We start from the raw sequence: 21,930 nt of genomic DNA on the forward strand, positions 1-21,930 counted from the left end.
GATCAGACGGTCGCTGTTAGGAGGACCAGGTCGCGTTGATCTTGCGAACGTTCGCCTTCGTGATCAGGGGCAGCGGGATGTAGGCCTGCGGCGTCTTGATCTTCGACCTCTTCCCGGTCAGGTAGTCCACCGCGTACTGCACCGCCATCGTTCCTTCCGTTGCTGGGCTCTGATCGACGGTACCGTACAGTGCACCGCGCTCGATCGCCTGTTGAACCTGCTTGGAGTAATCGCCTGCGATGAACGCTGTTGTCTTGTCGCCTCTGCTGCGAGCAAGCTCGGCACCCGCGTACATCTCGGGACCCTCGGCAATCACCGCTTGGAGTCCGTGCGTGCCGTATTTGGACATCAGGTCTTGCACATCAGTGATGTTCTGCGGGTTGGTCCAGTTGTCGACCAGTGTGCTCACGACCTTGATGTGCGGATACTTCTTGAGAACGGCGTGAATGGCGTTGGTTCGCAGAACCTCGGGCGAGTCGCCGAGCACACCCTCGAGCAGCGCGACATTGCCGCGGCCATGAATCGCTTGGACGAGCAGCTTGGCCTCTTCGGTGCCGTACTGATAGTCGTTGTCTCCGACGAACGTCACCGTCTTGGCGCCCTTGCCGACGGTCGTGTTGACCGCAAACACCGGGATCTTGGCCTTGTTGGCCAGCTTCACCGCGGGCACGATCGCCTGCGGGTTTGATGCCGTGAGCAGGATCGCATTGACGTGCTCGCTGACGAACTGCTTGACCTCAGCGATCTGTGTGCCGATCGAGATCGTGCCGCTCGAGCTACCACTGACGACGTGGATCGTAGCCCCTGCCTTTGCGGCAGCCGCCTGCTCCGCCTTACCCATCGTCGCAAGGAACGGATTCGACAGGTCGTTGATGACCGACCCGATGACGAAGTGGTGGGTCGTCTTGGCGCCCGCGCTTGTAGCCACAACGCCGACTCCGATACCGGCACACGCCGCCACGGCGGCCCCACCAAGAACTGCGGATCTCACTCGTAACTTCATGGCGTACCTCTCCCTTACTGTCTGATTGTCGGTGGTTTGTTGTAAGAGGGCCTTGAAAGCCCTCTATGTGACCGGCGCCCCGGACGCCACCTGTTCGTCCGGAGTCGGAACTTCCAGACCCGATCCGCTGGCCGGCAGCGGTTTCCGGGCTCCCGCCCGCGTGGCGGACACGCTTCTGCGTCGCGATATCTGGTCACCGGCAACTGCGATGAGAATGACCGTTCCGGTGACCGTTGGTTGGACGTACGGCGAAACGTTCAGAAGATTGAGGCCATTGTCGACAACTCCGAGCAGCAGCGCTGCAGCAACCGTATCCTGCACGCGGCCCTCGCCTCCCTGGAGCGAGACTCCTGCAATGACGCAGATTGCGATCGCCGTGAGGGGCCAGTCCGTAGCCGACGACGGCTGACCGATACCACTCTCGCCGAGAAGCAGAAGACCGCCGACGGCAGCCATGAAGCCACCGAAGCAGAACGCTAGCGTCTGAGCACTGACAACGGGAACTCCGCTCAGGAAACTCGCATCGCGGTTGCCTCCAAGGCTGTAGACGTAGTGGCCCCACTTGGTTCGCCGCATGAGCACCCACGTGACCACCACGACAGCGATGTAGACGAAAAACACCTCGGGCAGCCCGATGAAGGTCCCGAACAGAGAGACCTGTTGCAGGAAGCCGACGTTGCCGACAACGGGCGAAGCTGAGGTCGCGATGAACATCACCCCGGTGACCACGCTAGCCATGGCAAAGGTGGTCATGAAAGCGTTGATGCGTCCCTTGGCGATGAGCACGCCATTCAACAGCCCGATGAACACACCCAGCGCCAACCCAGCGAGGATCGCAACCGGCACCGAGACGTCAACTGAAATTGCCGCGGCGGCTACCGAAACGAGGGCGCCGACTGCGCCGACCGAGAGGTCAAAGCCTCCTGAGACCATCATCACGAACATTCCGCAGGCCACGATGCCGATGAGCGAGTTCTGCTGAAGAACGTTGGTCAGGTTCGACGTGGAACGGAACGACGCCGAGACTGCCATCAGCAGGACGACCACTACAACAAGTGCGATCCAGATGCCAAAGCGCCACGGGTCGAAACGACGTCGCGGTCCACCTTCGGATTTGGCCACGCGGGCTCCCACGCTGATGGAACCTCCACCGCCGGCGCTCCGGAGTCCTGATAGCAACCCCGGCCTTCTTGCTCCACCCATCCCTCTCTCCTCATCAACTGGATCGGTCTAGTAGATCGATCTAACGATATACACGATGAGGCTCCGCTGTCAACCAAAGGCGCGAAGATCTTTTTTTTTCCTAACCATTCCTCAGCCGCCAGTGCCCGGGCGCAGTCCCCTAAAGATCCGGTCAGCACGCAGTCGTGTCCAAAGCCCGCGGCGCGGTACAAGTCGGCGAGCGTTCCCTGCCCCAGGCCGCTCATAATGTTCCGCGGCTCTGACTACGCGGGCCTCAGGGTTGAACGGCCACGCCCACTCGAAGCCCGGTATCTGAGCGATTGACGGAGATATCGGCGGCGAAATACTGGTCGAGATCCGCACCGTCAGAAACGATCGGCCGTCCTGCTAGCGTTCCGCACCATCCTGCGAGAAGAGCTGACATTAGCCGTGAACAGCTGGCCGCCTGCCGGCCAGAGGTTCGGCTGAGACGCCACTTTGCCCAACCCGACCCGCAATCTCACCGCTGCTGTGGAGACGGGCGAGGACGCGCGCTCTGGCTGCGAGGAGGCGCGCGGGGGCCAGATCGTCATCGAGCCGCTTGAGCGCCGCCCTGCTCAGTGCACATGGAAGGCTCCGAGATGGCTGCGGACACGCGCGACGCCAACCAGCTCAACCGGTGCCATAGAAGCGAACGCAAATGCTTAGACCGGTCACCCTTTTCACTGGACAGTGGGCCGACCTAGAGCTCGAAGGAGTCGCCGAGTTCGCCAACCAAGCTGGCTTTGAGGGACTCGAGCTAGCCTGTTGGGGGGAGCACCTTGACGTCGTCCGGTGCCTCAACGACGCAGCCTACCGCAACCGAGTCAATGACCTGCTCGAGCGCTACAGCCTGAGCTGCTGGGCGCTTGGGGCACACCTGATCGGGCAGGCAACATGCGATCGAATCGATTCGAGGCACCGGGCCATCGTCCCGCCCGAGATCTGGGGCGATGGCGACCCGGCCGGCGTGCGCCAGCGCGCAGCCGACCGAATGAAGGACACCGCACGTGCCGCGGCATGCCTTGGTGTCCGGCAGGTCAACGGGTTCACCGGCTCACCGGTCTGGCCGCTCATCTACTCCTTCCCTCCCAACGACTTCTCTGAGATTGAGCATGGCTACGAGCAGTTCGCCGAGATCTGGTCGCCAATCCTTGACGTCTTCGAACGCGAGGGCGTGCGATTCGGACTCGAGGTACACCCGACCGAGATCGCCTACGACTTCGTCACCACCCGTAAGTCGCTCGACGCGCTCGATCGGCGCGAGAACTTTGGCCTGAACCTCGATCCGTCCCACCTAGTCCACCAGTCGCTTGACCCTGCACGGTTCGCCGAAGAGTTCAGCGACCGTATCTATCACGTGCATGTGAAGGATGTGAAGGTCCGGCTCAATGGCGAGCGCTCAATCCTCGGCTCCCACCTCGACTTCGGAGATCCACGGCGGGGATGGGACTTCGTGTCGCTGGGACGGGGCGATGTCGACTTCGACGCGCTCCTCCGTGCGCTCGACCGAATCGACTATGCGGGGCCCCTCTCGGTCGAATGGGAGGACGCGGGCATGGACCGGAAGCACGGTGCAAGGGAGGCGCTGGCGTACATGCGTCGGATCCAATTTCCATCGACCGATCGCGCCTTCGACGCGGCGATGCAACGCCCACGCGACACGCGACGCCCGAACGACACGCATGCCCCCTCCTGACGACAGGGCCCAGTCGGCTCCAGCGACAGCCGCGCGCAGCGCGAGCCGGCGTCGAGGCCTTTGTGACATCGGTACCCGCACTCGGCGACCAGCGCCTCAGCGATGCTCCCGGCGACGCCGATGATGGTACTCAGCCGCCGCGGCCCGTCTGCGCCATGGGTTTCGAAGCTCGCCAGAGCCGCCGTCTGGTCGGCTCGGCCAGAAAACGTACACGCACGAAGCTCGCCCCGCAGCCACGGCTCCGCCGCGCAGAACAGCCGGCGGAGGCGCCTCGCTCTTACCCGGCCACACCACGCGCGAGCTCGATCGCCCCGCTCACTCCGGAGTAGTCACCCAACCGCGGGGCCGTGACGTACGCCGCCACGCCGCTCGCCGTGAGCAGTTCGGCTGCTTGGAAATAGCCCGACGCCAGGCTCCATAGCCGCTGCTGCGTTGCTTCCAGGAGACCTGCGTGCTTGCTCACCCCACCGCCGAGCACTATCTGCTGCGGCGAAAGCACGCAGATCAGGTTCATCAGCCCCAGAGCAAGATACTCCGCCTCGAGATCCCACGCGCGCGGCTCGTGAATCTCTACTGGGCTCGCTCCCCAACGCGCCTCGAGCGCGACGCCCGAAGCCAGGCCCTCAAGACAGTCACCGTGGAACGGACACGATCCCGCAAACGGGTCACGTACATGACTGTGCGGGATCCGCACGTGACCGAACTCGGGGTGCAGGAGCCCGTGGAGTGGCACTCCGCCGACGACCACGCCCGCGCCCACACCTGTCCCCACCGTCACGTAGGCGAGGGTGCTCGGCCTGTTCTTTGCAACCGCACACCACTCGCCCAGTGCAGCGCCGTTGACATCGGTGTCAAATGCGATCGGCACCCTCAGGGCGCGTGCGAGCGGCGAGAGCACGTCGGTGTCCCGCCAGCCCGGCTTTGGCGTGCTCGTTATGTGTCCATATGTCGCAGATTCGCGCCGCAGGTCGACGGGCCCAAAAGCAACAACACCCAAGGCGTCCACCGGTCCACGCTCCTGGAAGAACGCAATCGCGCAGGCCAGCGTCGCCTCTGGACCGCTTGTCGGGAAGGTCGTTGTCTCGACCAGCGTGCCATGGCTATCGGCCAATGCGCAGATCCACTTGGTGCCGCCGGCTTCGATGCCGCCAAACATCTCATCTCCTCCGTTTTGCTGTCGGCTGTCAACGACATCGGCCATCATCCTGCTCGCGGTCTCACGTCGATGTGCTGCCCGCGCCAGTCACCGATCCTGCGGAGATCGCGCCCGGTGGGACGGGCCCCGTCCGCGCGTGCCCGTCCCACCTTACCCCGTGGCTTTGCCACCCGGGCAGCGCGCTTCAGGCCACCGCGAGTCGCCGTCTCAGCTGGTCCAGCATGACCGCGCTAAGCAGCACCGCTCCGACCGCCACCTGCTGCCAGAACGGCTGCACGTTGACCAGCACCAGACCGGTCACCAGGATTGACACGACGAACACTCCGATCGTCGTGCCCAGGATGGTGCCGTTGCCGCCGAACAGGCTCGCGCCGCCAATGACCACAGCCGCGATCGCATCGAGCTCATCGTTTGCGCCAGCGATCGGGCTTGCGATCGTGAACCTGGCAGTCACGAGCACCCCGGCGACTCCCGCCAGAATCCCGGACAGCATGTAGACCTTGATCAGGTGGCGGTCCACCTTTAGGCCCGCCCGGCGGGCCGCCAGTGGGTTGCTGCCAACGACGTAGGTCCACATGCCAAACCTGGTTCTCGACAACAGCACCGAGGCGCCGACCGCGAAAACCGCAGCGACCACGAAGATGACGGGCAGCCAGCCACTCAGCCAAATCGTCGTGCCGAGCGTGGCGATTTGGGGCGGGAGGTTACTGACCTGGTTGCCGTTGTCGAGCAGGTAGGTTCCGCCGGTGGCCATACCGAGCGTTCCGAGCGTCACGATGAAGGGCGTGAGCTTCGCCTTGGTCACCATGACCCCGTTGAACAAGCCGATCGCCGCCCCGGTGCCGATCGCCACCACAATCCCGACCACGGTGATCAGCAACGTGTCGGCATGCCCGCCGAGCATGCTCTGCATGACCACCGCCGAAAGCATCCCGGAGAAGCCCAGGACAGCACCGCAGGCCAGGTCGATCCCGCCGGTCGCGATCACAAACGTCTCGCCGAGCGCCAGCATCAGGTACTCGACCGCGTATTCGGATGTAGCAACCCAGTTGCTCTGGGAGAAGAAATCCGGAGCAAGCACGCCAAAAACAACGCAGATAAACACGAGCACGCCGAACGTCCACCATCCGCCCTCACCCTTGGCGAGGAAGCCGAGCAGGCGCATCAGCCTGGATGGCGTTCGCTCCGCATCGTCGTCTGCGTCACTCCAGTCGTCGTTGGTCTCCCCAAGCAGCGCGCCGATGTCCTCCATCGCCTGGTCTTCGGGCCGGGCCTCAGGTGTCTGATCTGTTGTCACGATGCCGCCTGCCTAACCAGCCCAGCTCCGGTGATCCACTTGATTACCTCGTCAGTCGTAGTTCGGGCGGTGACAAGCTCCTTGACCAGGTGGCCATGGAAGAGAACGAGGATCCGGTCAGAGACTGCCATGACCTGTGGCAGATTGTGGCTCACAAGCAACACCGGCGTCCCCTCCTCTCGCACCGCTTCGATCAGCACGCCCACCTGGTGCTGCTGCTCTACACCCAGCGCCGCCGTCGGCTCGTCCATCAGCAACATGCGCGAGCCCCAGTTGATCGCGCGAGCAACCGCGACGGCCTGCCGCTGACCGCCCGACAGGGCGCCGCACTTGGCCTCAATCGACTTGATACGAATCTTGGTGCGGCCCAGCGCCTCGTCCGCGGCACCGATCATCGCCTTCTTGTCCAGCCAGCCGAGCGCGCCCAATGGACCCCGCCGCTTGATTTCACGGCCGAGGAACAGATTGGCCCAGGCCGGCACGTCATTGGCCAGCGCCAGGTCTTGATAGACCGTCTCTATCCCCATCTGCCTTGCCTCGTTTGCGCTCCTGAAGCGCATGGGCTCCCCCTCGATCAGCAGCTCCCCGACAGACGGCGCAAGCGCCCCGGCGATGATGTTGACCAGGGTTGACTTGCCTGCCCCGTTGTCCCCGACGAGGGCGACCACCTCGCCCTTACGGATCGCAAAGCTCACGTGCTTGAGGGCTGTGATGCGCCCGTAGTGCTTGCCGACGTTCCTCAACTCCACGATGGGTGGGTCAGCCCCGACGCCGGAGGCGTCGGGGCTCGCGAGGTTCGCCTGAGAGCGGTTGTCACTCACTTGTAGACCCAGCTCCTTAGGACTTGTAGATCCACTTCTTGATCGACGGCTTGTTGATGTTGGACTTCGTCATGATGACGTTGGCCAGCTGCACGGACTTCTTGACCTTGCGCGCCTTGCCAGTGAGCACGTCGTACGCGTCCTGCACCGCGATCGTCGCTTCCATCGCAGGCTTCTGGGCGACGATGATGTCGATCGTGCCCTTGCGCAGCAGCGTCACCAGCTGCGGCTCGGCGTCATAGCCAGCGATGGTGACCTTCGACCTCTCGTGGGCAGCGTCGACGGCCGTCGCCGCCCCCTCAGCCGCGTAGTCATTGGTGCCAAAGACGCACTTCAGGTCGCGGTGGGCGAGCAGCAACGAACTCACCTGGCTCGTGGCCGTCGACTCGGTGTTGTTGTCGAACTCCGTGTAGACGGTGATCTTGGGGTGCTTCTTCTTCATCTCGGCGACGAAGGCCTGTCCACGCGCGTTGGTCGTGGTGGTCCCGGGCGTGGTGTAGATCACAGCCGCCGCACCGGTTCCCTTCATGGCCGTGGCACACGCGTCGGCAGCAGCAGCCCCACCCTGGGCGTTGTTGGATGTGATGCGCGCCGACAGAATCGCCTTGTCGTTGATCGTCGTGTCGACCGTGATGATCGGGATGTGCGCCGCCTTGTACTGCTTGAGAATCGAGGTGAGCGCGTTCGGGTCCGTTGGCGCCACGAGCAGCGCGCTCGGGTGCTTGGCGAGCAGCGCCGACAGAACCGGAGCCTGTGCCTCGGGCGAGAACGCCGACGCACCCTGCCAGATGAAGTTCATACCCAGCTTCTTAGCTTCCGCTCTGCCGGCAAACTCCATCGACAGGTAGAACGGATCCGTCGAGTCGCCCGGAACCAGCGCGACCGTGAACTTCTTGTGTGAGGCCTTGTGTGAGGCACCGCTCGCCGTTGACACGAGCACGGCCGCCAGCGCCGCTAAGACGGCGATGCTCGTCACGAGCCCAGCAATGACCCTTCGACTTAAATGAGACATTCCTCTCCCCTGATTGTTGCTTGTGTTGTTTCAGTTGTCCTGCGCTCGCACAATCCCGTTGGCAATATGGCCCCGTTGTTCTGAGATTCAGCTACCCGATCGATGCGGTCGGCATGCTTTTTCCAGCCTGCCCTGGAGGGCGAACACAACGTGCCCACGGGTGAGCTAGCCGGCCGCCTTCCGGGCGTGAGCAGAGCTTCGATCGGTGATCAGGCCGATCGCCCTCGCGGCTTGGTCACCGCGGCTGCGGCTCGTGCAGATCACCGCCACGCATGTTCACCGCCAGTACGAGCAGCGGCGACCTGCGTGCGCCGAGGCGTGGACCGGGCCGATTCGTGCGGCCCGAGCTCGTGGCCCGCGGTGCATGTCAGTTTTCGACGCGTGTCTGCTTTCTCTGCCTCCTCCCCTGCAGTCCAGATCCGACCACTGCGCCAGCGCTCCCACCAAAGCGAGGAGCGCACGGCTCACGCGCCCAGCGACCCATCGCGTTTGCAGCTTGGCCGCCTGAGACAACGTTGACCGGGAAAAGGTACACCCGCCGAGATAACGTTGTCAAGCGAATCCATGTGGAACAAGTCGCCATATATGATGCGTGCCCATGACCACCCTGGATACGACGGTCACCGCGATGCACGAGGCTGGTAGCGCGACGGCCGTGAGCACCAGAGCGCGACCCACGATGCGTGACGTGGCACAGCTCGCTGGAGTCAGTGTCAAGACGGTCTCGCGCGTTATCAACGGCGAGCCGACCGTGGCCGAGGATCTTGCGGAACGCGTTCACGGCGCCAGCCGCGCGCTGGACTACCGACCCAACCTGACGGCCCGGAGCCTGCGCAGCAGCGACGGCCGCACACGGACACTGGGCGTGCTGCTCGAGAACGTCGCCAACCCATTCTCCTCAACCGTGCATCGGGCGATCGAGGACGCAGCCGTCGGCCGCGGATTCGCCGTGTTCGCAGGCTCGGTCGACGAAGACCCGGAGCGCGAGCGCACGCTCGCGCACGCACTCATATCGCGCCGCGTGGACGGCCTGCTGGTGATGCCCAGCGGCGACGACCAGAGCTACCTGGCCCTGGAACAGCGCTCCGGCCTGCAGGTCGTGTGCATTGACCGGACGCCCCGTGGCCTGGCGGCCGACGCCGTCCTCTCTGACAACGTAGCCGGGGCCAGGGCGGGCGTGCGCCACCTGATCGAGCACGGGCACCGGCGTATCGCGTTCCTCGGCGACAAATCCTCGATCCAGACCGCGGCCCGACGATTCGAGGGATACAGGAGCGCCCTGCGCGAGGCGGGCATCGATCTCGACGAGGACCTCGTGCGCTGGGGCCTCCACGTCGAACACGCCGCGCTCAGCGCGACCCGCGAGCTGATCGACGAGCATCAGCCGACCGCGCTGTTTACGAGCCAGAACATGGTCACCGTCGGCGCGATCCGTGCGTTGCGATCGATGGGCCGTCAGCACGAGGTCGCGCTTGTCGGCGTCGATGACTTCATGCTCGCGGATCTCCTCGAGCCCGCTACCACGGTCGTGGCGCAGGACCCGCAGGCGCTCGGCGCGTTAGCGTGCGAACGCATCTTTGCGCGACTGGATGGCGACCGGTCTGAGCCCAGTACCCAGACCATCGACATGACTCTGCGCGTCAGGGGCTCAGGCGAGATCCGGCCGATGCAGTGAGCGGTTGTCAGGCAGGATCGTCCCGCCAGCTTCGATCAGCACGGAGGTCGATTCACGACGACGCGCCTGCCAGCAGACGAACGGTCGGGCCGGCGGAGGAGTTCTGGCCCAGCCACAGGAGCCGTGCGGGGCGCGGCATAGCACCAGCCCCAGCTGTGTACCCGAGCCCGCGGCCGGCTGGACTGTCCACCAATCAACCCCACAGGAAGAGGAGCGCGCATGCCACTTGCTATCGGTCTGAACTCTGGGTCCTCGTTTGACGGCATCGACGCCACCTTGGTTGAAATCGAGCTTGGAGGAGACGGGCACCCCACTCGCCCACGCTTCCTGGCAGGAACCACGCGCGATTGGCCCGCAAGCGTCGCCAGCCAGGTGCTGAAGGCGTTCGCCAACGAGCTCACCATCTTTGAGCTCACGCGGCTTCACTACGTGGCAGGCGCCGTCTACGCCGACGCTGCCAAACAGCTGCTCGACCAGGAGCGGTTGACCTCCACAGAGGTCGACGTGATCGGCGTCGACGGGCAGACGATCTACCAGGAGCCACCCGAACGGGAGCGCTACAGCGAGGTTCCCGATGACGATATCGTCGCGCGTTGGCTCAACGGACCCTATCCCTGCGGGCTCCAGATCGGCGAGCCGGCGATCATCGCTGCTCACTGCGACATTCCGGTCGTCTGGAACTTTCGGCCCTCGGACCACGCGCTCGGCGGTAACGCGGCGCCACTCATGCAGTACCTCGACTTTGTCGCCTTCCGTGACCTCGGCCGCACGCTCACGCTCAACATCGGTGGTATCGCCAACATCCAGCTGGCCAGCCCCGATCGATCGGAGATGATGGCCTTCGACACCGGCCCGGGCAACGTCATGATTGACCACGCAATGGGTCGCCTGTACGGCAAGCCCTATGACCCCGACGGTAAAACCGCGGCCGCCGGAGCTGTTGACGTCCACCTGCTTCAGGAACTCCAGACGCACCCCTTCTTTGACCGCAAGCCGCCGAGATCCGCCTGGCGGCTGGACTTTGGTGCCAGCTACGCAGACGCCGTCATAGACCAGCATGCACATCTCAAGGCGGAGGACATCGTCGCGACCTTCACCCGCTTCACAGCATGGTCGATTGCGCTCGCGATCACGCGCTTCATCCCCCGCGTCGAGGAGATCACGGTTGTGATCGCTAGCGGCGGCGGTGTGCGCAACTCGACTCTGCTTGCGATGACTCGGGAAGAGCTACCGCCGCACATGCGACTGGCAAGCTCTGGCGAGTACGGCATCCCCCCTCAATACAAGGAGGCCGTCAAGTTCGCGACGCTCGCTTTTGCCGCGCGCCGACTGCTGGCCAACAACATTCCAGCCGCAGGTGGAGCGAGCCGCTTTGCGGTGCTCGGGAAGACCGTATATCCGCCAAGCTACGCGCGCGAGAGCGGCGGTGTGGCGCCGCTCTCGGCCTAGCGTCAGCGACGCTGCTGGGCCCCCATCCGCACCGCACCGGCGGCACTGCCGGCCATCGGCATGATCGGCAGCAGACATGCCTGCAGCGAGTGATAGACATCCGGCTTGCCGTACCACGGGTGGACCTTGCGGCGGTTGCGCGCGTCCAGCAGCGGATACCAGCCACCGCGCTGGTGGTCGATCAGATGCGTGGCTGCGAACTCCCAGAAGCGCCGGTACCAGGTCTCATAGACCGGCTTGCCAGTTGTGCGAAACAGGTACGAGCTGGTGGCTATGCCCTCCGCCACAGGCCAGAAGTAATGGTCCGGGTTGGCGACGCTGCCGTCCCAGTTGACGGTGTAGGGCAGACCGCCGAGCGCGTGATCCCAACCGAGCGCAACGGCCCGGTCGAACAGCGCCTCAGACGCCTCCAGCAGGCTAGCGTCGGTGGTGCCGGCGGCCAGCTGGACCGCCAGCGCAAGCCGCGCCCACTCGAGCGAGTGCCCGAGCGTAGCGCCATAGGGTCGAAACGGATCGTCCAGCCGCTCGGCGTTGTAGTCCAGCCGGGCCGCCCAGTCCGGTGAGAAGTGCTCGGGTAGCAGCCACTGGTGAGCACGCGCGTAGCCGTCCGCGAACCGGCGCACGAGCCGCTCTGCCCGGACCACCAGATCGGGGCGATCGGCCGCGTCGGCTGCGGCTAGCAGAGCCTCGCAGAGATGCATGTTGCTGTTGGCGCCCCGGTAGGACTCGATCTCCCTCCACTGATGGTCGTAGGCCTCGGAGCCGGCACCGTCGTGCTCTGACCAGAAGTGCTCATCGAGCACGGCCAGGACGTCAGCGAGCAGGTTCCGGGCCGGGTCGTGGCCGGCAACCAGTGCACTGCTGGCGGCCAGGATCACGTGCGCGTGACCGTAGAGCGTCTTGGTCTTGTCATCGGGGCCGGGGCGGCCTATAGCTTCGATGTAGCCGCCAAGCTCCCTGTCGCGGTGGCGCTCCCACAGCGCCGCAAGCCCGCAGTCCACGATCCCCGCACATCCCGGCACGCCAAGCAGTTCGCCGAGCGCGTAGGAGTGCGTCATCCGGGCCACCGTCAGCAGGTTCTGGCGCGGAGCCACACCGGGCGGGCAACCGGTGGGCAGGGCACGACCGTCGTCGTCGAGCTCGACCCACCAGCCCTCGGGGTCCATGCTGGCCCTGAAGAAGCTCCATAGGCTCATCGCCTGCGCTGTCACCCAGTCGCGGTGGAATTGGGCCTCGAGCCAGGACGGGGGGCCGCCGACCGCATCAGCTGTAACGATCAGGGGGTGCACGATCTCGACGAGTAGCGTAGCTCGGCCGCGCGCAAAGGGCAGCGGCCAGTACGGTCTCTGCAAGCCCTATGCGCCGTCGCCGTCGCTGAGCGCTTGGCTCTGCTCAGCTGGGCGCGCCGGTGAACTGGCACCCGGCTTCAGCCCTGGTCGACCAACCCGGACAGCCTCGTCAAGCGGGCGTCACGGCAGCCGACCCCGCCCACATGTTGACGTGCCCCTCCTGGGCGTAGCGGTCGATCTCGGATAGATCCTCAGCGCTGAAGTCGAGATTATCCAGCGCGCGCAGGTTGTCCTCCAGCTGGCGCAGGCTTGAGACACCCACGAGCGTCGAGGTGACACGGCTGTCACGCAGCGTCCACGCGAGCGCCATCTGGGCGAGCGTCTGGCCACGGCGCTTGGCGATCGCGTCGAGCGCCCGGACGCGGGCGAGGTTCTCGTCGGTGAGCAAACCCTGGTCGAAGTCGACTCCGACACGCACCCGCGAGTCCGCCGGGATGCCGTCCAGGTAGCGATCGGTGAGCAGCCCCTGCGCGAGCGGCCCGAAGCTGATGCAGCCGACGCCCTCCTCGTCGAGCACGTCCAGCAGCCGGTGCTCGATCCAGCGGTTGAGCAACGAATACGAGGGCTGGTGGATCAGCAACGGTGTCCCGAGCGCGCGCAGGATCGCGATCGCCTCACGCGTGAGCTCCGGGCCGTAGGAGCTGATCCCCACATACAGGGTCTTGCCCTGGCGCACGGCGCTGTCCAGCGCGCCCATCGTCTCCTCGAGCGGGGTCTCCGAATCGGCCCGGTGCGAGTAGAAGATGTCGACGTAATCGAGCCCCATGCGCGTGAGACTCTGATCGAGGCTCGCGAGCAGATGCTTGCGCGAGCCGAACTCACCGTATGGACCCGGCCACATATCCCAGCCCGCCTTGGTGGAAATGACGAGCTCGTCCCGCAGCCCCGCAAAGTCCTCTCGCAGGATGCGCCCGAAGTTCGTCTCAGCCGAACCGTATGGACGCCCGTAGTTGTTGGCCAGGTCGAAGTGGGTGATGCCCGCGTCGAAGGCACGGCGCAGGATCGCTCGGCTCTGCTCGAGCGGCCTGGAGTCGCCGAAGTTCTGCCACAGGCCCAGGGAGATGGGTGGCAGCAGCAGACCGCTACGCCCGGTGCGGCGGTACTGCACCGAGTCGTAGCGGTCAGAGCGTGGTGTGTAGCGTTCGAGCGCGGACATTCGTGGCCGGCTGGACGGGCGCGCTGAGCGGTTAGCTCTCGGTCGCCTCGGCCTCAGCCGCCGGCTCTTCGCCGGCCACTTCGCCTACCGCGTCAGCTTCCTCGGTCTGGGGGTGCGCCTCAGCGTGATCGTCGGCGTGTGGCTGGTCGCTGGCGCTCGACGCCGGCGCGCTGGCCGACGCGCTGGCCGGCTCAGCGGCCACCGGTGCGGGCTCGGGCGTGGCGCGCATCTGAGCCAGGAAATGGGCACCGGCCGCGCCGGCTGTGCCGAGCGCCAGTGAGAGCAGACTCCAGCGGGCGCCCTCGCGCTCCTTGCCGCGCAGGGCATCCAGTGACAGCGCGCCCGGACCGGACTCGGCCAGTGAGAGCGCCGCGGCGGCGAGCACCACGTTGTACTCGTAACCGCCCTTGCTGGCCCACGGACCGTTCTTGAGGTGCACCCGGTTGATCGCCGTGAGCATCACCGAGACGATGCTGGCGGAAGCAAGCGGCGTGCGGTAGCCGAGCAGCAGCCCCGCCCCGCCGAGGGTCTCGGCGGCACCGCCAGCGGCGGCGTGCAGCGTCCCGGGCTTGAGCCCCATGTTGTCGAAATTCTCGGCCGTGGCCTTCAGGCCATTACCACCAAACCAGCCGAACAGCTTCTGGGTGCCGTGTCCGATGAAGAAACCCCCCACCGCTGCACGGAGCATCAGACGCCCGATCTTCATTTCTTGACCTCGCTTATGCCGTTGTCGCTTGAGCCAACACGGTAACTGGTTCTACGGCTGCCGGCGGCGAGCGCCGCTCCAACTCGGCGCGCACCAGTGGCGCCACCTGGGTGCCGAAGAGTTCGATCGAGCGCAGCACGTCGGCGTGAGCCACGTCGCCGACGCTGAACTGGCCGATGTAGCGCTGGTTGCCGAAGAGCTCGTGCTCCATCAGGATCTTCTCCGCGACCGCCTCCGGGGAGCCGACGGCCAGCGCGCCGTCGGGCGCCGCAAGCGCCTCATACTGGGCGCGCCCAGCGGGCGGCCAGCCGCGCTCACGCCCGATGCGGTTCATCATCTGCAGGTATGGGTGGGCAAAGGCGCTGTCGGCCGCCGCACGGGTCGGTGCGACGAAGGCGTGCGTGTTGATCGCAAGCCGACGGTCAGCGGGATCGTGGCCGCTCTGGCGCCAGGCGCGGTCGTAGAGCTCGACCAGCGGCTTGAAGCGGGCCGGCTGACCACCGATGATCGCAACGGTCAGCGGCAGACCAAGCGTGGCCGCGCGCACCACCGACTGGGGCGTGCCACCGACAGCAACCCAGACCGGCAGCGGATCCTGAACCGGACGCGGATACACCTCCGCCTGGGCGAGCGCCGGACGGTGCCGGCCCGACCAGGTCACCGGGTTGCCGGCCCGCAGCGCCAACAGCAGCTCGAGCTTCTCGGCGTAGAGCTCGTCGTAGTCGTCCAGGTCGTAGCCGAAGAGCGGGAAGGATTCGATGAACGAGCCGCGTCCGGCCATGATTTCGGCGCGACCGCCGGAGATCAGGTCGACCTGCGCGAACTGCTCAAAGACACGCACGGGGTCATCGGAGCTCAGCACCGTCACCGCGCTCGAGAGCCGGATGCGCGCGGTCTGGGCGGCGATCGCCGCGAGTGCAACCGCCGGCGAGGAGATCAGATAGTCCGCGCGGTGGTGCTCCCCGATCGCGAACACGTCGATCCCGACCTCGTCGGCCAGGCGTGCCTCCTCCAGGAGCTCGCGCATGCGCAGCTGGGGTGAGCGGCCGGGGGGCAGGTCGGCGAAGGTGGCAAGACCAAGCTCAAAGCTCATTCACCGAGCGTAGCACAATGATTGCGCGCGCAACTAACGGCTGTACAGTGCTCGATCCAACCACTCGATCGAGCGCTCGAGCTGCTCCACCGTCGCCTTGGCGACCGTCTCGATGCCGAGCGCGCGGTTGACCTCGGCGTTGATGTCCGCATGGCGCACGCGCCGGTCGCGCGCGAGCTCAGCGACCAGCCGCTGGCGCCGGGAGCGCAATGCCGACCGGCGCTCGAACAATGGGCGTGCGGCGCCGTCGGCCGGAGCGACTGAAGCCGGCGCCAGGGCAGCCGGTTCGGCGGCAGGCGCCGTGGAGCGAGCTGGCGCCGGAGCGGCCGAGGCGGGCCCAAAGAGCGTCAGCTGCGGCGCCACGTCCGCGCTCAGCGGCTCGAAGTCGAGCACCTCGCCGCGCTCGCTGGCACGCCGCTCCAGGGCGTCGAGCTCGGCCTCCTCGTCCGGTTGTCCATCGCGCCTGCGCACGATCTGGCGCAGCTCGGTCTCAACGCTGGTGGCATGGTCGCGCAGCACCGGCTCGGCAGGGATGTAGAGCCAGCTCGGCTCCGGCTCGCGGCCCGGGACCGTGCGCACGAAGCGCCCTACGATCTGGCGGAAGATCATCGCCGTCTTGGCGGCGGTCGCATAGACACCGACCCGCAGGCGCGGGATGTCGACGCCCTCTGAGACCATGTTGACGGCGACGATCCACGGATCGCTCGAGCCGTCGAAGGCCGCCAGCCGCGCCGCCGCCCGAGGATCCTGATGCAGCACGACCACGGGCGTCACGCCGCTCACCTCACGCAGCCGCGCGGCGATCCGCCTGGCATGGTCAGAATCGGCGGCAACCACCAGCCCACCGGCGTCCGGCTGGCCGCCTGCGCGCAGCGCCGCAAGCCGCGCGTTCGCCTCGCCGAGGATGCGCGGCAGACCGTCAGGAAGATCTGTCGAGATGGCCGTGCGGTAGCGCCGGGCCGCTTCCCGCGGCGAGAGCACGGTCTCGAAGCTCGACTCGATCACGTCCTCACCGCTGCGCCATGAGAGCGCACCGTCGTAGGTCACGAACACCACCGGGCGGCAGACCCCGTCGCGCACCGCCTCGGCGTAGGTGTAGGCCACGTCCGGTTCCGCCAGGCCGTCGCTGTCGTAGGCGACGCCGGGGATCGGCGCAGCGTCGCTGCGGAAGGGGGTGCCGGACAAAAGCAGCCAGCGTCCGCTCGCCCCGAACGCCTGGCCGAAGGCGGCCCCCCAGGCCAGATCCTCGCCGAGATGGTGCGCCTCGTCGGCGACCACGAGCGTCCGGCCACGCGCCGCCGCCGCCCAGACACGCGGCGCCGAGGCGATCCGCGCGTAGGTCACGACCACACCGTGGAAGCCGTGCGGCGGGCGGGGCGTGTCCGCGTCCGGCGCGAGCTCGAGGCCGAGCGCATGCGCAGCGTGCGCCCACTGCCGCGTCAGCGGCGCGGTCGGGCAGGCGATCACGACCCCGCCCACACGCCCACAGGCGAGCTCGGTTCGCGCAAACTCGAGCGCCGGACGCGTCTTGCCGGCGCCCGGCGCGGCGGAGATCAGAAAGGATCCCTCACGCCAGTCCGCCATCGCCGCAAGCGCCCGTTCCTGCCAGGCGCGCAGGCGCGTGGCGCCCGCCGTCCCTGGCCGCTTGCTGATCGTCACTGACACGAGTCCGGCATGGTGCCGGATCGACCGGACGGCTCACCGACCTCACGCAGACCGTAGGATCAACGCTGTGCTCGAGCCGTTTGTCGATATCAGCTGGTGCCTTGCCAACCGCACAGCGATCACGCTCGCGGATGTCCGCTGGTACCTCGACGGCCGCTCCGGCGCCGCCGCCTACCAGGCCGGTCACATTCCCGGGGCGGTCTTCGTCGACCTTGACACGGTCCTCTCGGAGCCGCACGAGGACGACCGCGGTGGCCGCCACCCGCTGCCCACACCGGCGCGCTTCGCGGACGGTCTGGGGGCGCTTGGAATCGGTGAGCACGACACGGTCGTGGCCTACGACGACCTCGGCGGGATCGTCGCGGCAAGGCTCGTCTGGCTGCTGCGCGCGACCGGCCACGCCGCTGCCGTGCTCGACGGCGGCCTTGCCGCCTGGCCGGCCGCAGAGCTCGAGCGCGGCTCGCCACCGCCGCGCGCGCCAGCGCGCTTCACGGCGGCCCCCTGGCCCGCCGAGCGCCTCGCCTCGATCGACGAGCTGGCAGACAGCGACCACGTCGTGATCGACGCCCGCGACCGCGAGCGCTTCGCCGGCGGCCCGGACCCGGTCGATCCGCGCTCCGGGCACATCCCAGGCGCCCGCAGCGTGCCGGTGCGCGAGCACCTGCAAGCCGACGGCCGCATCGCCAGCCGTGAGCGCCTGCGCGAAACCTTCACCCGGGCCGGCATCGGTGAGGGCACTCCGGTGATCTCCTATTGCGGCTCGGGCGTGTCAGCCTGCCTGAACCTTCTGGCGCTCGAGCATGCGGGGCTGGTCGAGGGCCGTCTCTACCCGGGCTCGTGGTCTGAGTGGAGCCGCGACGCCAAGCGCCCGGTCGCCACCGGCGAAGACTGAGCTACCGTGGGAGCATGGAAACCGAGCGCCCAATCCCAGCTGACCCCTCCACGCTGAGCGACGCGCAGTGGCGCGAGCGCCTCAGCCCCGAGGCCTACAAGGTCCTGCGCCACGCCGCCACGGAGCGGCCTTACACCGGCACTCTGCTTGACAACAAGGAAACCGGCATGTACCACTGCGCCGGCTGCGGTGCGCCGCTGTTCTCCTCAGAGACGAAGTTCGACTCCGGCTGCGGCTGGCCAAGCTTCTACGCGCCGGTCGAGGGTGAAGGCGTCGTCAACCGCCTGGACACCAGCCACGGCATGATCCGCACCGAGGTGATCTGCAAGAGCTGTGGCGGCCACCTCGGCCACGTCTTCGAGGACGGCCCTGAGCCGACCGGCCTGCGCTACTGCATCAACTCGGTGGCGCTGGGCTTCGACCCGGCGAGCTGACCGGGCACCCGGTGGGTGGTCGCGCTCGACCACCCACCGTCCAGGCCGCCCCGGCCCAGCTCAGAACTCGCTCGAGCCCCCGGCCAGAGCGCCAGCCGGGGGCTCCGCGGCGCGCAGGCGCAGCACGAACGTGGCACCCGGGCCGTCACTGTCAGCCAGCACAAGCGAGCCACCCATCCGCTGCGCGAGTTCGCGACCGATCGCCAGGCCAAGCCCGAAGCCTGCCTCGCCGCCCGTCTCCCGGCCGCGCTTGAAGCGCTCGAAGATCAGCGCCCGCTCCTCCCTGGAGACCCCGGGGCCCTGATCTGCGACGGTCAGGGTCGGTTCGGGCAGCGCGCTGACCGTGACCGTGATCTGGCTGCCAGCCGGCGCGATCCGCAGCGCGTTGTCGAGCAGGATGCGCAGGATGCGTGCGACGCTGCCGGGGTCGGCCAGCGCCCAGGCCGGCGTCGCGTCCTCGCTCAGCACGATCGCCACCTCACGGGTGCCGCTGGCCAACTCGAACTCGGCCAGCACCGCACGGCCAAGCTCGCCCAGCGACACCGGCTCCGAGCGCAGGCCGACCTCCGCATCGATGCGGCTCAAATCGAGCAGGTCTGCGGCCAGCCGCGCCAGCCGCCGCGACTGCACGCGGGCGCGCTCGAGCAGGGCGGAGGCATCCTCAAGGTCGGGGTGGTCGGCCTGCAGGTCCTCCTCCAGCAGCTCGAGCATGCCCTCCAGTGACGCCAGCGGCGTGCGCAGCTCGTGTGACGCGGTGGCGACGAACGCGCGCCGCGCCTCCTCCTGCTGGCGTAAGCGTCGCTGCATGATCGAAAACGACCGCGAGAGATCACCGACCTCGTCACGGGCGCGCTCGGCGGGGAGGCTCGAGACACTCGCGCCGATCGCGATCTGCAGAGCCGCCTGGCGCAGCCGCTGCAGGCGGCTGACGAGCGTGCCGGCGAGCGGGATCGCGATCAGCACCGTGAGGATGATCGCGACACCCGCGCCGATCTCGAAAGCGTGACGGACCGCCGTGACGGTCGCACCGATCTCGTTGTTGGCGATCCGCACGACCAGCACGGCGTCGGCCGCCTTCAGCCACACGGCGGCCCGCACGGTGGTGCCGTTGGAGCCCAGCGAGACATACGCCTGACGGCGCCCGAAGGCGCTCCTGATGTCGCTGAGTGGCCTGGCCGCCGCAATCTCGGCGAGCGCCGTCTGGTCGGACTGGTTGACCGACGGGATCACCGGGCTGCAGTTGCCCTGGTAGTCAAGCGGCCCGCAGAGCGCGATGTCGGCGTCGCCGAAGCGGTTGCGCAGCGCCGACTCCCAGCTGACCAGCTGGCTGGCGGCAGTGCTGGCCTCCTTGGCGACAAGGCTACGCCGCGGGGCTATCAGGCCGACGGGAATCAGCTCGTACTGGATCTGGCTGAGCTTGTCGAGCTCGGGGCCGGCGTGCAGGACAGCGCTCTTGAGCGTGTTCTTGGACGCCTGCGTGAGCACCGTCTCCAGGCGCGGCAGGAGCACCAGCGCGGCCGCTCCCAGGCTGATCGCCGTTGTGGCGAGCACGGCGCCGACGATCCGGCCACGGAGCCCGAACGCGCTCCAGCGCAGCCGCGCCAGCAACACGAGGCCGCTACCCCGTGCCGAGCCGGTAGCCGGCGCCGCGGACCGTCTGGATGTACCTGGGCCTGTCCGGCTCGGGCTCGAGCTTCTCCCGCAGATGGCGGATGTGGACGTCTATCGCCCGCGGATCGCGGTAGGCGCTGTCACCCCAGATCGCGCGCAGCAGCTCCTGGCGGTTGAGCAGGCGACCGGGATCGGCCATCAGCGCGTCGAGCAGCTCAAACTCGCTGAAGGTCAGGCGCACGGGCTCGTCGCCGACCGTGACCTCGCGACGGGAGCGGTCGAGCCTCAGTTGGCCGACCGAGAGCACGTCGGCACCCATGCCACCGCCGCGCGCGCCAGCCCGCCGCAGCACCGCGCGGATCCGGCTGCGCAGCTCCGCCAGGCCGAAGGGCTTGGTCACGTAGTCGTCGCCGCCGGCCTCCAGACCGAGCACCGCGTCGGCCTCTGAGTCAAGCGCCGTCAGCATGATGATCGGCACCACATTGCGCCTGGCTCGCAGCGTGCGGCAGACCTCGTAGCCGTCCGGCCCCGGCCCCAGCGCGACATCGAGAAGGACGATGTCGAAGTGTTCGGCGCTGGCGCGCTCAATCGCGTCGGCACCACCGCCCACCGCCGTCACGTTGTGCCCCTCTCGCGAGAAGGAGCGGGTGAGCATCTCGCGCAGATCCTCCTCGTCGTCGACCACGAGAATGCTGAGCGCCCCGTCGGTCGCGGCCCGCTCCTTACCGTTCAGCTCACCGGCACGCTCTGTGGCCATTGCGCGACGATCGTAGCGACTGTCTGCCCATCCGCCAACGTTGACACCTCACCGATCCGGCCCTCGCTGGCGATCGCCCAGAGCGTCACAAGCCAGGTCATGGTTGCCATGCAAACATGCACCCAGACCATCTCGGCCGGCAGCTTGAGCTCGTACTGCACGGCGCCGATGAGCCCCTGCGCGGCGATCAGGATGCCGAGCACGGTCAGCGGCTCGAGCGGGGCAAGCATGGTGCCGGTGCGGCCACGCTTGAGCAGCCAGACGAGGATCGCGCAGACCCCAAAGATCACCGCGGCTGTGGCGTGCAGGTTGACGGCCCACTGAAGCGTGTTCGGTCCCTCGATCGTGAGCCGCTTGATCACCTGGCCGACATGCCCGCCGGAGTGTGGACCGGCCGCGGTGGCCGCGGTGCCCGCAAACAGCGTGATTGCCGCAATCACCGCAAGGCCTCGGACCGACCAGACGAGCAGGCGGTCACTGCTGCGCGGCCGCCCACCCTGCGGGAAGGTTGCGCGCCAGGCCAGCCAGAAGGCGGGGATCAACAGCACCATGGAGAGCAGGAAGTGCGCCATGACGAAGCCCGGCGCGAGCTTCTCGAGCACCGTGAAGCCGCCCAGCACCGCCTGCGCGACCACGCCGAGCGGGAGCATCAGGGCCAGCCAGGCGAGCTCCCGGTTGAATGGGCGCCGCGCCAGCGCCATCAAAAACACCATGCCGGTGATCACCCCGACGATGCCGGCGACCGCGCGGTTTGAGAACTCGATCAGCGGGTGTATGCCCAGCGGCGGGTAGATGTGGCCGTAGCAGCGCGGCCACGTGGGACAGCCCAGGCCGGAGTCGGTCAGCCGCACGGCGGCGCCGGTGAAGACGATCAGCGTGAGCGCCGCAAGCGCCACGTAGCTCGCCTGCCGGAACCGGTTCTCGCTGACAGCCAGGCGATCGCGCATGCCTGCCG

General features: G+C 67.2%; 19 protein-coding genes. 5 read left to right on the plus strand and 14 right to left on the minus strand.

Features of this window, described 5'->3' with window-relative positions:
• Positions 1-16: 16 nt before the first annotated feature.
• The gene (locus tag M3M54_RS09125; RefSeq protein ID WP_249018729.1) at positions 17-928 is read right to left on the minus strand and encodes a sugar ABC transporter substrate-binding protein; all 912 of its coding nucleotides are present in this window, start codon (positions 926-928) and stop codon (positions 17-19) included.
• A gap of 138 nt (positions 929-1,066) precedes the next feature.
• Positions 1,067-2,125, minus strand: a complete 1,059-nt coding sequence (locus M3M54_RS09130; protein ID WP_249018730.1) for an ABC transporter permease — start codon at positions 2,123-2,125, stop codon at positions 1,067-1,069.
• Positions 2,126-2,864: 739 nt separating this feature from the next.
• Here M3M54_RS09130 and M3M54_RS09135 point away from each other — a divergent pair.
• Complete coding sequence (locus tag M3M54_RS09135) at positions 2,865-3,902, plus strand: sugar phosphate isomerase/epimerase (RefSeq protein WP_249018731.1); 1,038 nt, start codon at positions 2,865-2,867, stop codon at positions 3,900-3,902.
• A 277-nt stretch (positions 3,903-4,179) separates the two neighbouring features.
• Here the strand turns inward: M3M54_RS09135 and M3M54_RS09140 are convergent, their stop codons facing one another.
• The 4 genes from M3M54_RS09140 to M3M54_RS09155 all read right to left on the minus strand — a co-directional run bounded on the left by M3M54_RS09140 (position 4,180) and on the right by M3M54_RS09155 (position 8,152).
• Entirely contained in the window at positions 4,180-5,058 is an 879-nt protein-coding gene (locus tag M3M54_RS09140) for an ROK family protein (protein ID WP_249018732.1), read from the minus strand.
• Between the two features lie 184 nt (positions 5,059-5,242).
• Complete coding sequence (locus M3M54_RS09145) at positions 5,243-6,355, minus strand: ABC transporter permease (protein WP_249018733.1); 1,113 nt, start codon at positions 6,353-6,355, stop codon at positions 5,243-5,245.
• Positions 6,352-7,176 (minus strand): ATP-binding cassette domain-containing protein, encoded by an 825-nt coding sequence (locus tag M3M54_RS09150; protein WP_249018734.1) that lies wholly within the window; start codon positions 7,174-7,176, stop codon positions 6,352-6,354. The genes M3M54_RS09145 and M3M54_RS09150 overlap by 4 nt, the downstream gene beginning before the upstream one ends.
• Before the next feature lie 16 nt (positions 7,177-7,192).
• The gene (locus M3M54_RS09155; RefSeq protein ID WP_249018735.1) at positions 7,193-8,152 is read right to left on the minus strand and encodes an ABC transporter substrate-binding protein; all 960 of its coding nucleotides are present in this window, start codon (positions 8,150-8,152) and stop codon (positions 7,193-7,195) included.
• A gap of 634 nt (positions 8,153-8,786) precedes the next feature.
• Between M3M54_RS09155 and M3M54_RS09160 the strand changes: the two genes are divergently transcribed.
• On the plus strand, positions 8,787-9,863 hold the full coding sequence (locus M3M54_RS09160; protein ID WP_249018736.1) for a LacI family DNA-binding transcriptional regulator: 1,077 nt from the start codon (positions 8,787-8,789) through the stop codon (positions 9,861-9,863).
• Between the two features lie 219 nt (positions 9,864-10,082).
• Positions 10,083-11,312, plus strand: a complete 1,230-nt coding sequence (locus tag M3M54_RS09165; protein ID WP_249018737.1) for an anhydro-N-acetylmuramic acid kinase — start codon at positions 10,083-10,085, stop codon at positions 11,310-11,312.
• A gap of 2 nt (positions 11,313-11,314) precedes the next feature.
• Here M3M54_RS09165 and M3M54_RS09170 read toward each other — a convergent pair whose 3' ends face one another.
• The 5 genes from M3M54_RS09170 to M3M54_RS09190 form a co-directional block, all read right to left on the minus strand.
• The gene (locus tag M3M54_RS09170; protein ID WP_249018738.1) at positions 11,315-12,601 is read right to left on the minus strand and encodes an AGE family epimerase/isomerase; all 1,287 of its coding nucleotides are present in this window, start codon (positions 12,599-12,601) and stop codon (positions 11,315-11,317) included.
• A gap of 169 nt (positions 12,602-12,770) precedes the next feature.
• The gene (gene mgrA, locus M3M54_RS09175) at positions 12,771-13,817 is read right to left on the minus strand and encodes an L-glyceraldehyde 3-phosphate reductase (protein WP_249018739.1); all 1,047 of its coding nucleotides are present in this window, start codon (positions 13,815-13,817) and stop codon (positions 12,771-12,773) included.
• 31 nt (positions 13,818-13,848) lie between these two features.
• On the minus strand, positions 13,849-14,523 hold the full coding sequence (locus tag M3M54_RS09180) for a DoxX family protein (protein WP_249018740.1): 675 nt from the start codon (positions 14,521-14,523) through the stop codon (positions 13,849-13,851).
• A gap of 13 nt (positions 14,524-14,536) precedes the next feature.
• Positions 14,537-15,616: an Atu2307/SP_0267 family LLM class monooxygenase gene (locus M3M54_RS09185; protein ID WP_249018741.1), complete on the minus strand. Its 1,080-nt coding sequence runs from the start codon at positions 15,614-15,616 to the stop codon at positions 14,537-14,539.
• A gap of 33 nt (positions 15,617-15,649) precedes the next feature.
• Positions 15,650-17,281, minus strand: coding sequence for a DEAD/DEAH box helicase (locus M3M54_RS09190; protein WP_249018742.1), 1,632 nt, complete (start codon positions 17,279-17,281; stop codon positions 15,650-15,652).
• A 67-nt stretch (positions 17,282-17,348) separates the two neighbouring features.
• On the opposite strand from M3M54_RS09190, the gene M3M54_RS09195 reads away from it, so the two are divergent.
• Together M3M54_RS09195 and msrB are read left to right on the plus strand one after the other, a co-directional pair.
• The gene (locus tag M3M54_RS09195) at positions 17,349-18,173 is read left to right on the plus strand and encodes a sulfurtransferase (protein ID WP_249018743.1); all 825 of its coding nucleotides are present in this window, start codon (positions 17,349-17,351) and stop codon (positions 18,171-18,173) included.
• A 14-nt stretch (positions 18,174-18,187) separates the two neighbouring features.
• A complete protein-coding gene (gene msrB / locus M3M54_RS09200; RefSeq protein ID WP_249018744.1) occupies positions 18,188-18,607 on the plus strand; it encodes a peptide-methionine (R)-S-oxide reductase MsrB in 420 nt (139 codons plus the stop codon).
• Between the two features lie 60 nt (positions 18,608-18,667).
• On the opposite strand, the gene M3M54_RS09205 is transcribed toward msrB, so the two are convergent.
• The 3 genes from M3M54_RS09205 to M3M54_RS09215 are packed head-to-tail and all read right to left on the minus strand — an operon-like array spanning position 18,668 to position 21,922.
• Positions 18,668-20,218: a HAMP domain-containing sensor histidine kinase gene (locus M3M54_RS09205; protein WP_249018745.1), complete on the minus strand. Its 1,551-nt coding sequence runs from the start codon at positions 20,216-20,218 to the stop codon at positions 18,668-18,670.
• Positions 20,219-20,225: 7 nt separating this feature from the next.
• Positions 20,226-20,975 carry a response regulator transcription factor gene (locus M3M54_RS09210; RefSeq protein WP_249018746.1) on the minus strand — a complete coding sequence of 250 codons (750 nt, stop codon included), beginning with the start codon at positions 20,973-20,975 and terminating at the stop codon, positions 20,226-20,228.
• A complete protein-coding gene (locus tag M3M54_RS09215) occupies positions 20,948-21,922 on the minus strand; it encodes a heme A synthase (RefSeq protein ID WP_249018747.1) in 975 nt (324 codons plus the stop codon). The genes M3M54_RS09210 and M3M54_RS09215 overlap by 28 nt, the downstream gene beginning before the upstream one ends.
• Between the last annotated feature and the right edge of the window lie 8 nt (positions 21,923-21,930).

This window comes from Conexibacter sp. S30A1 (assembly GCF_023330665.1).
In the GTDB taxonomy this organism is placed as follows: domain Bacteria; phylum Actinomycetota; class Thermoleophilia; order Solirubrobacterales; family Solirubrobacteraceae; genus Palsa-465.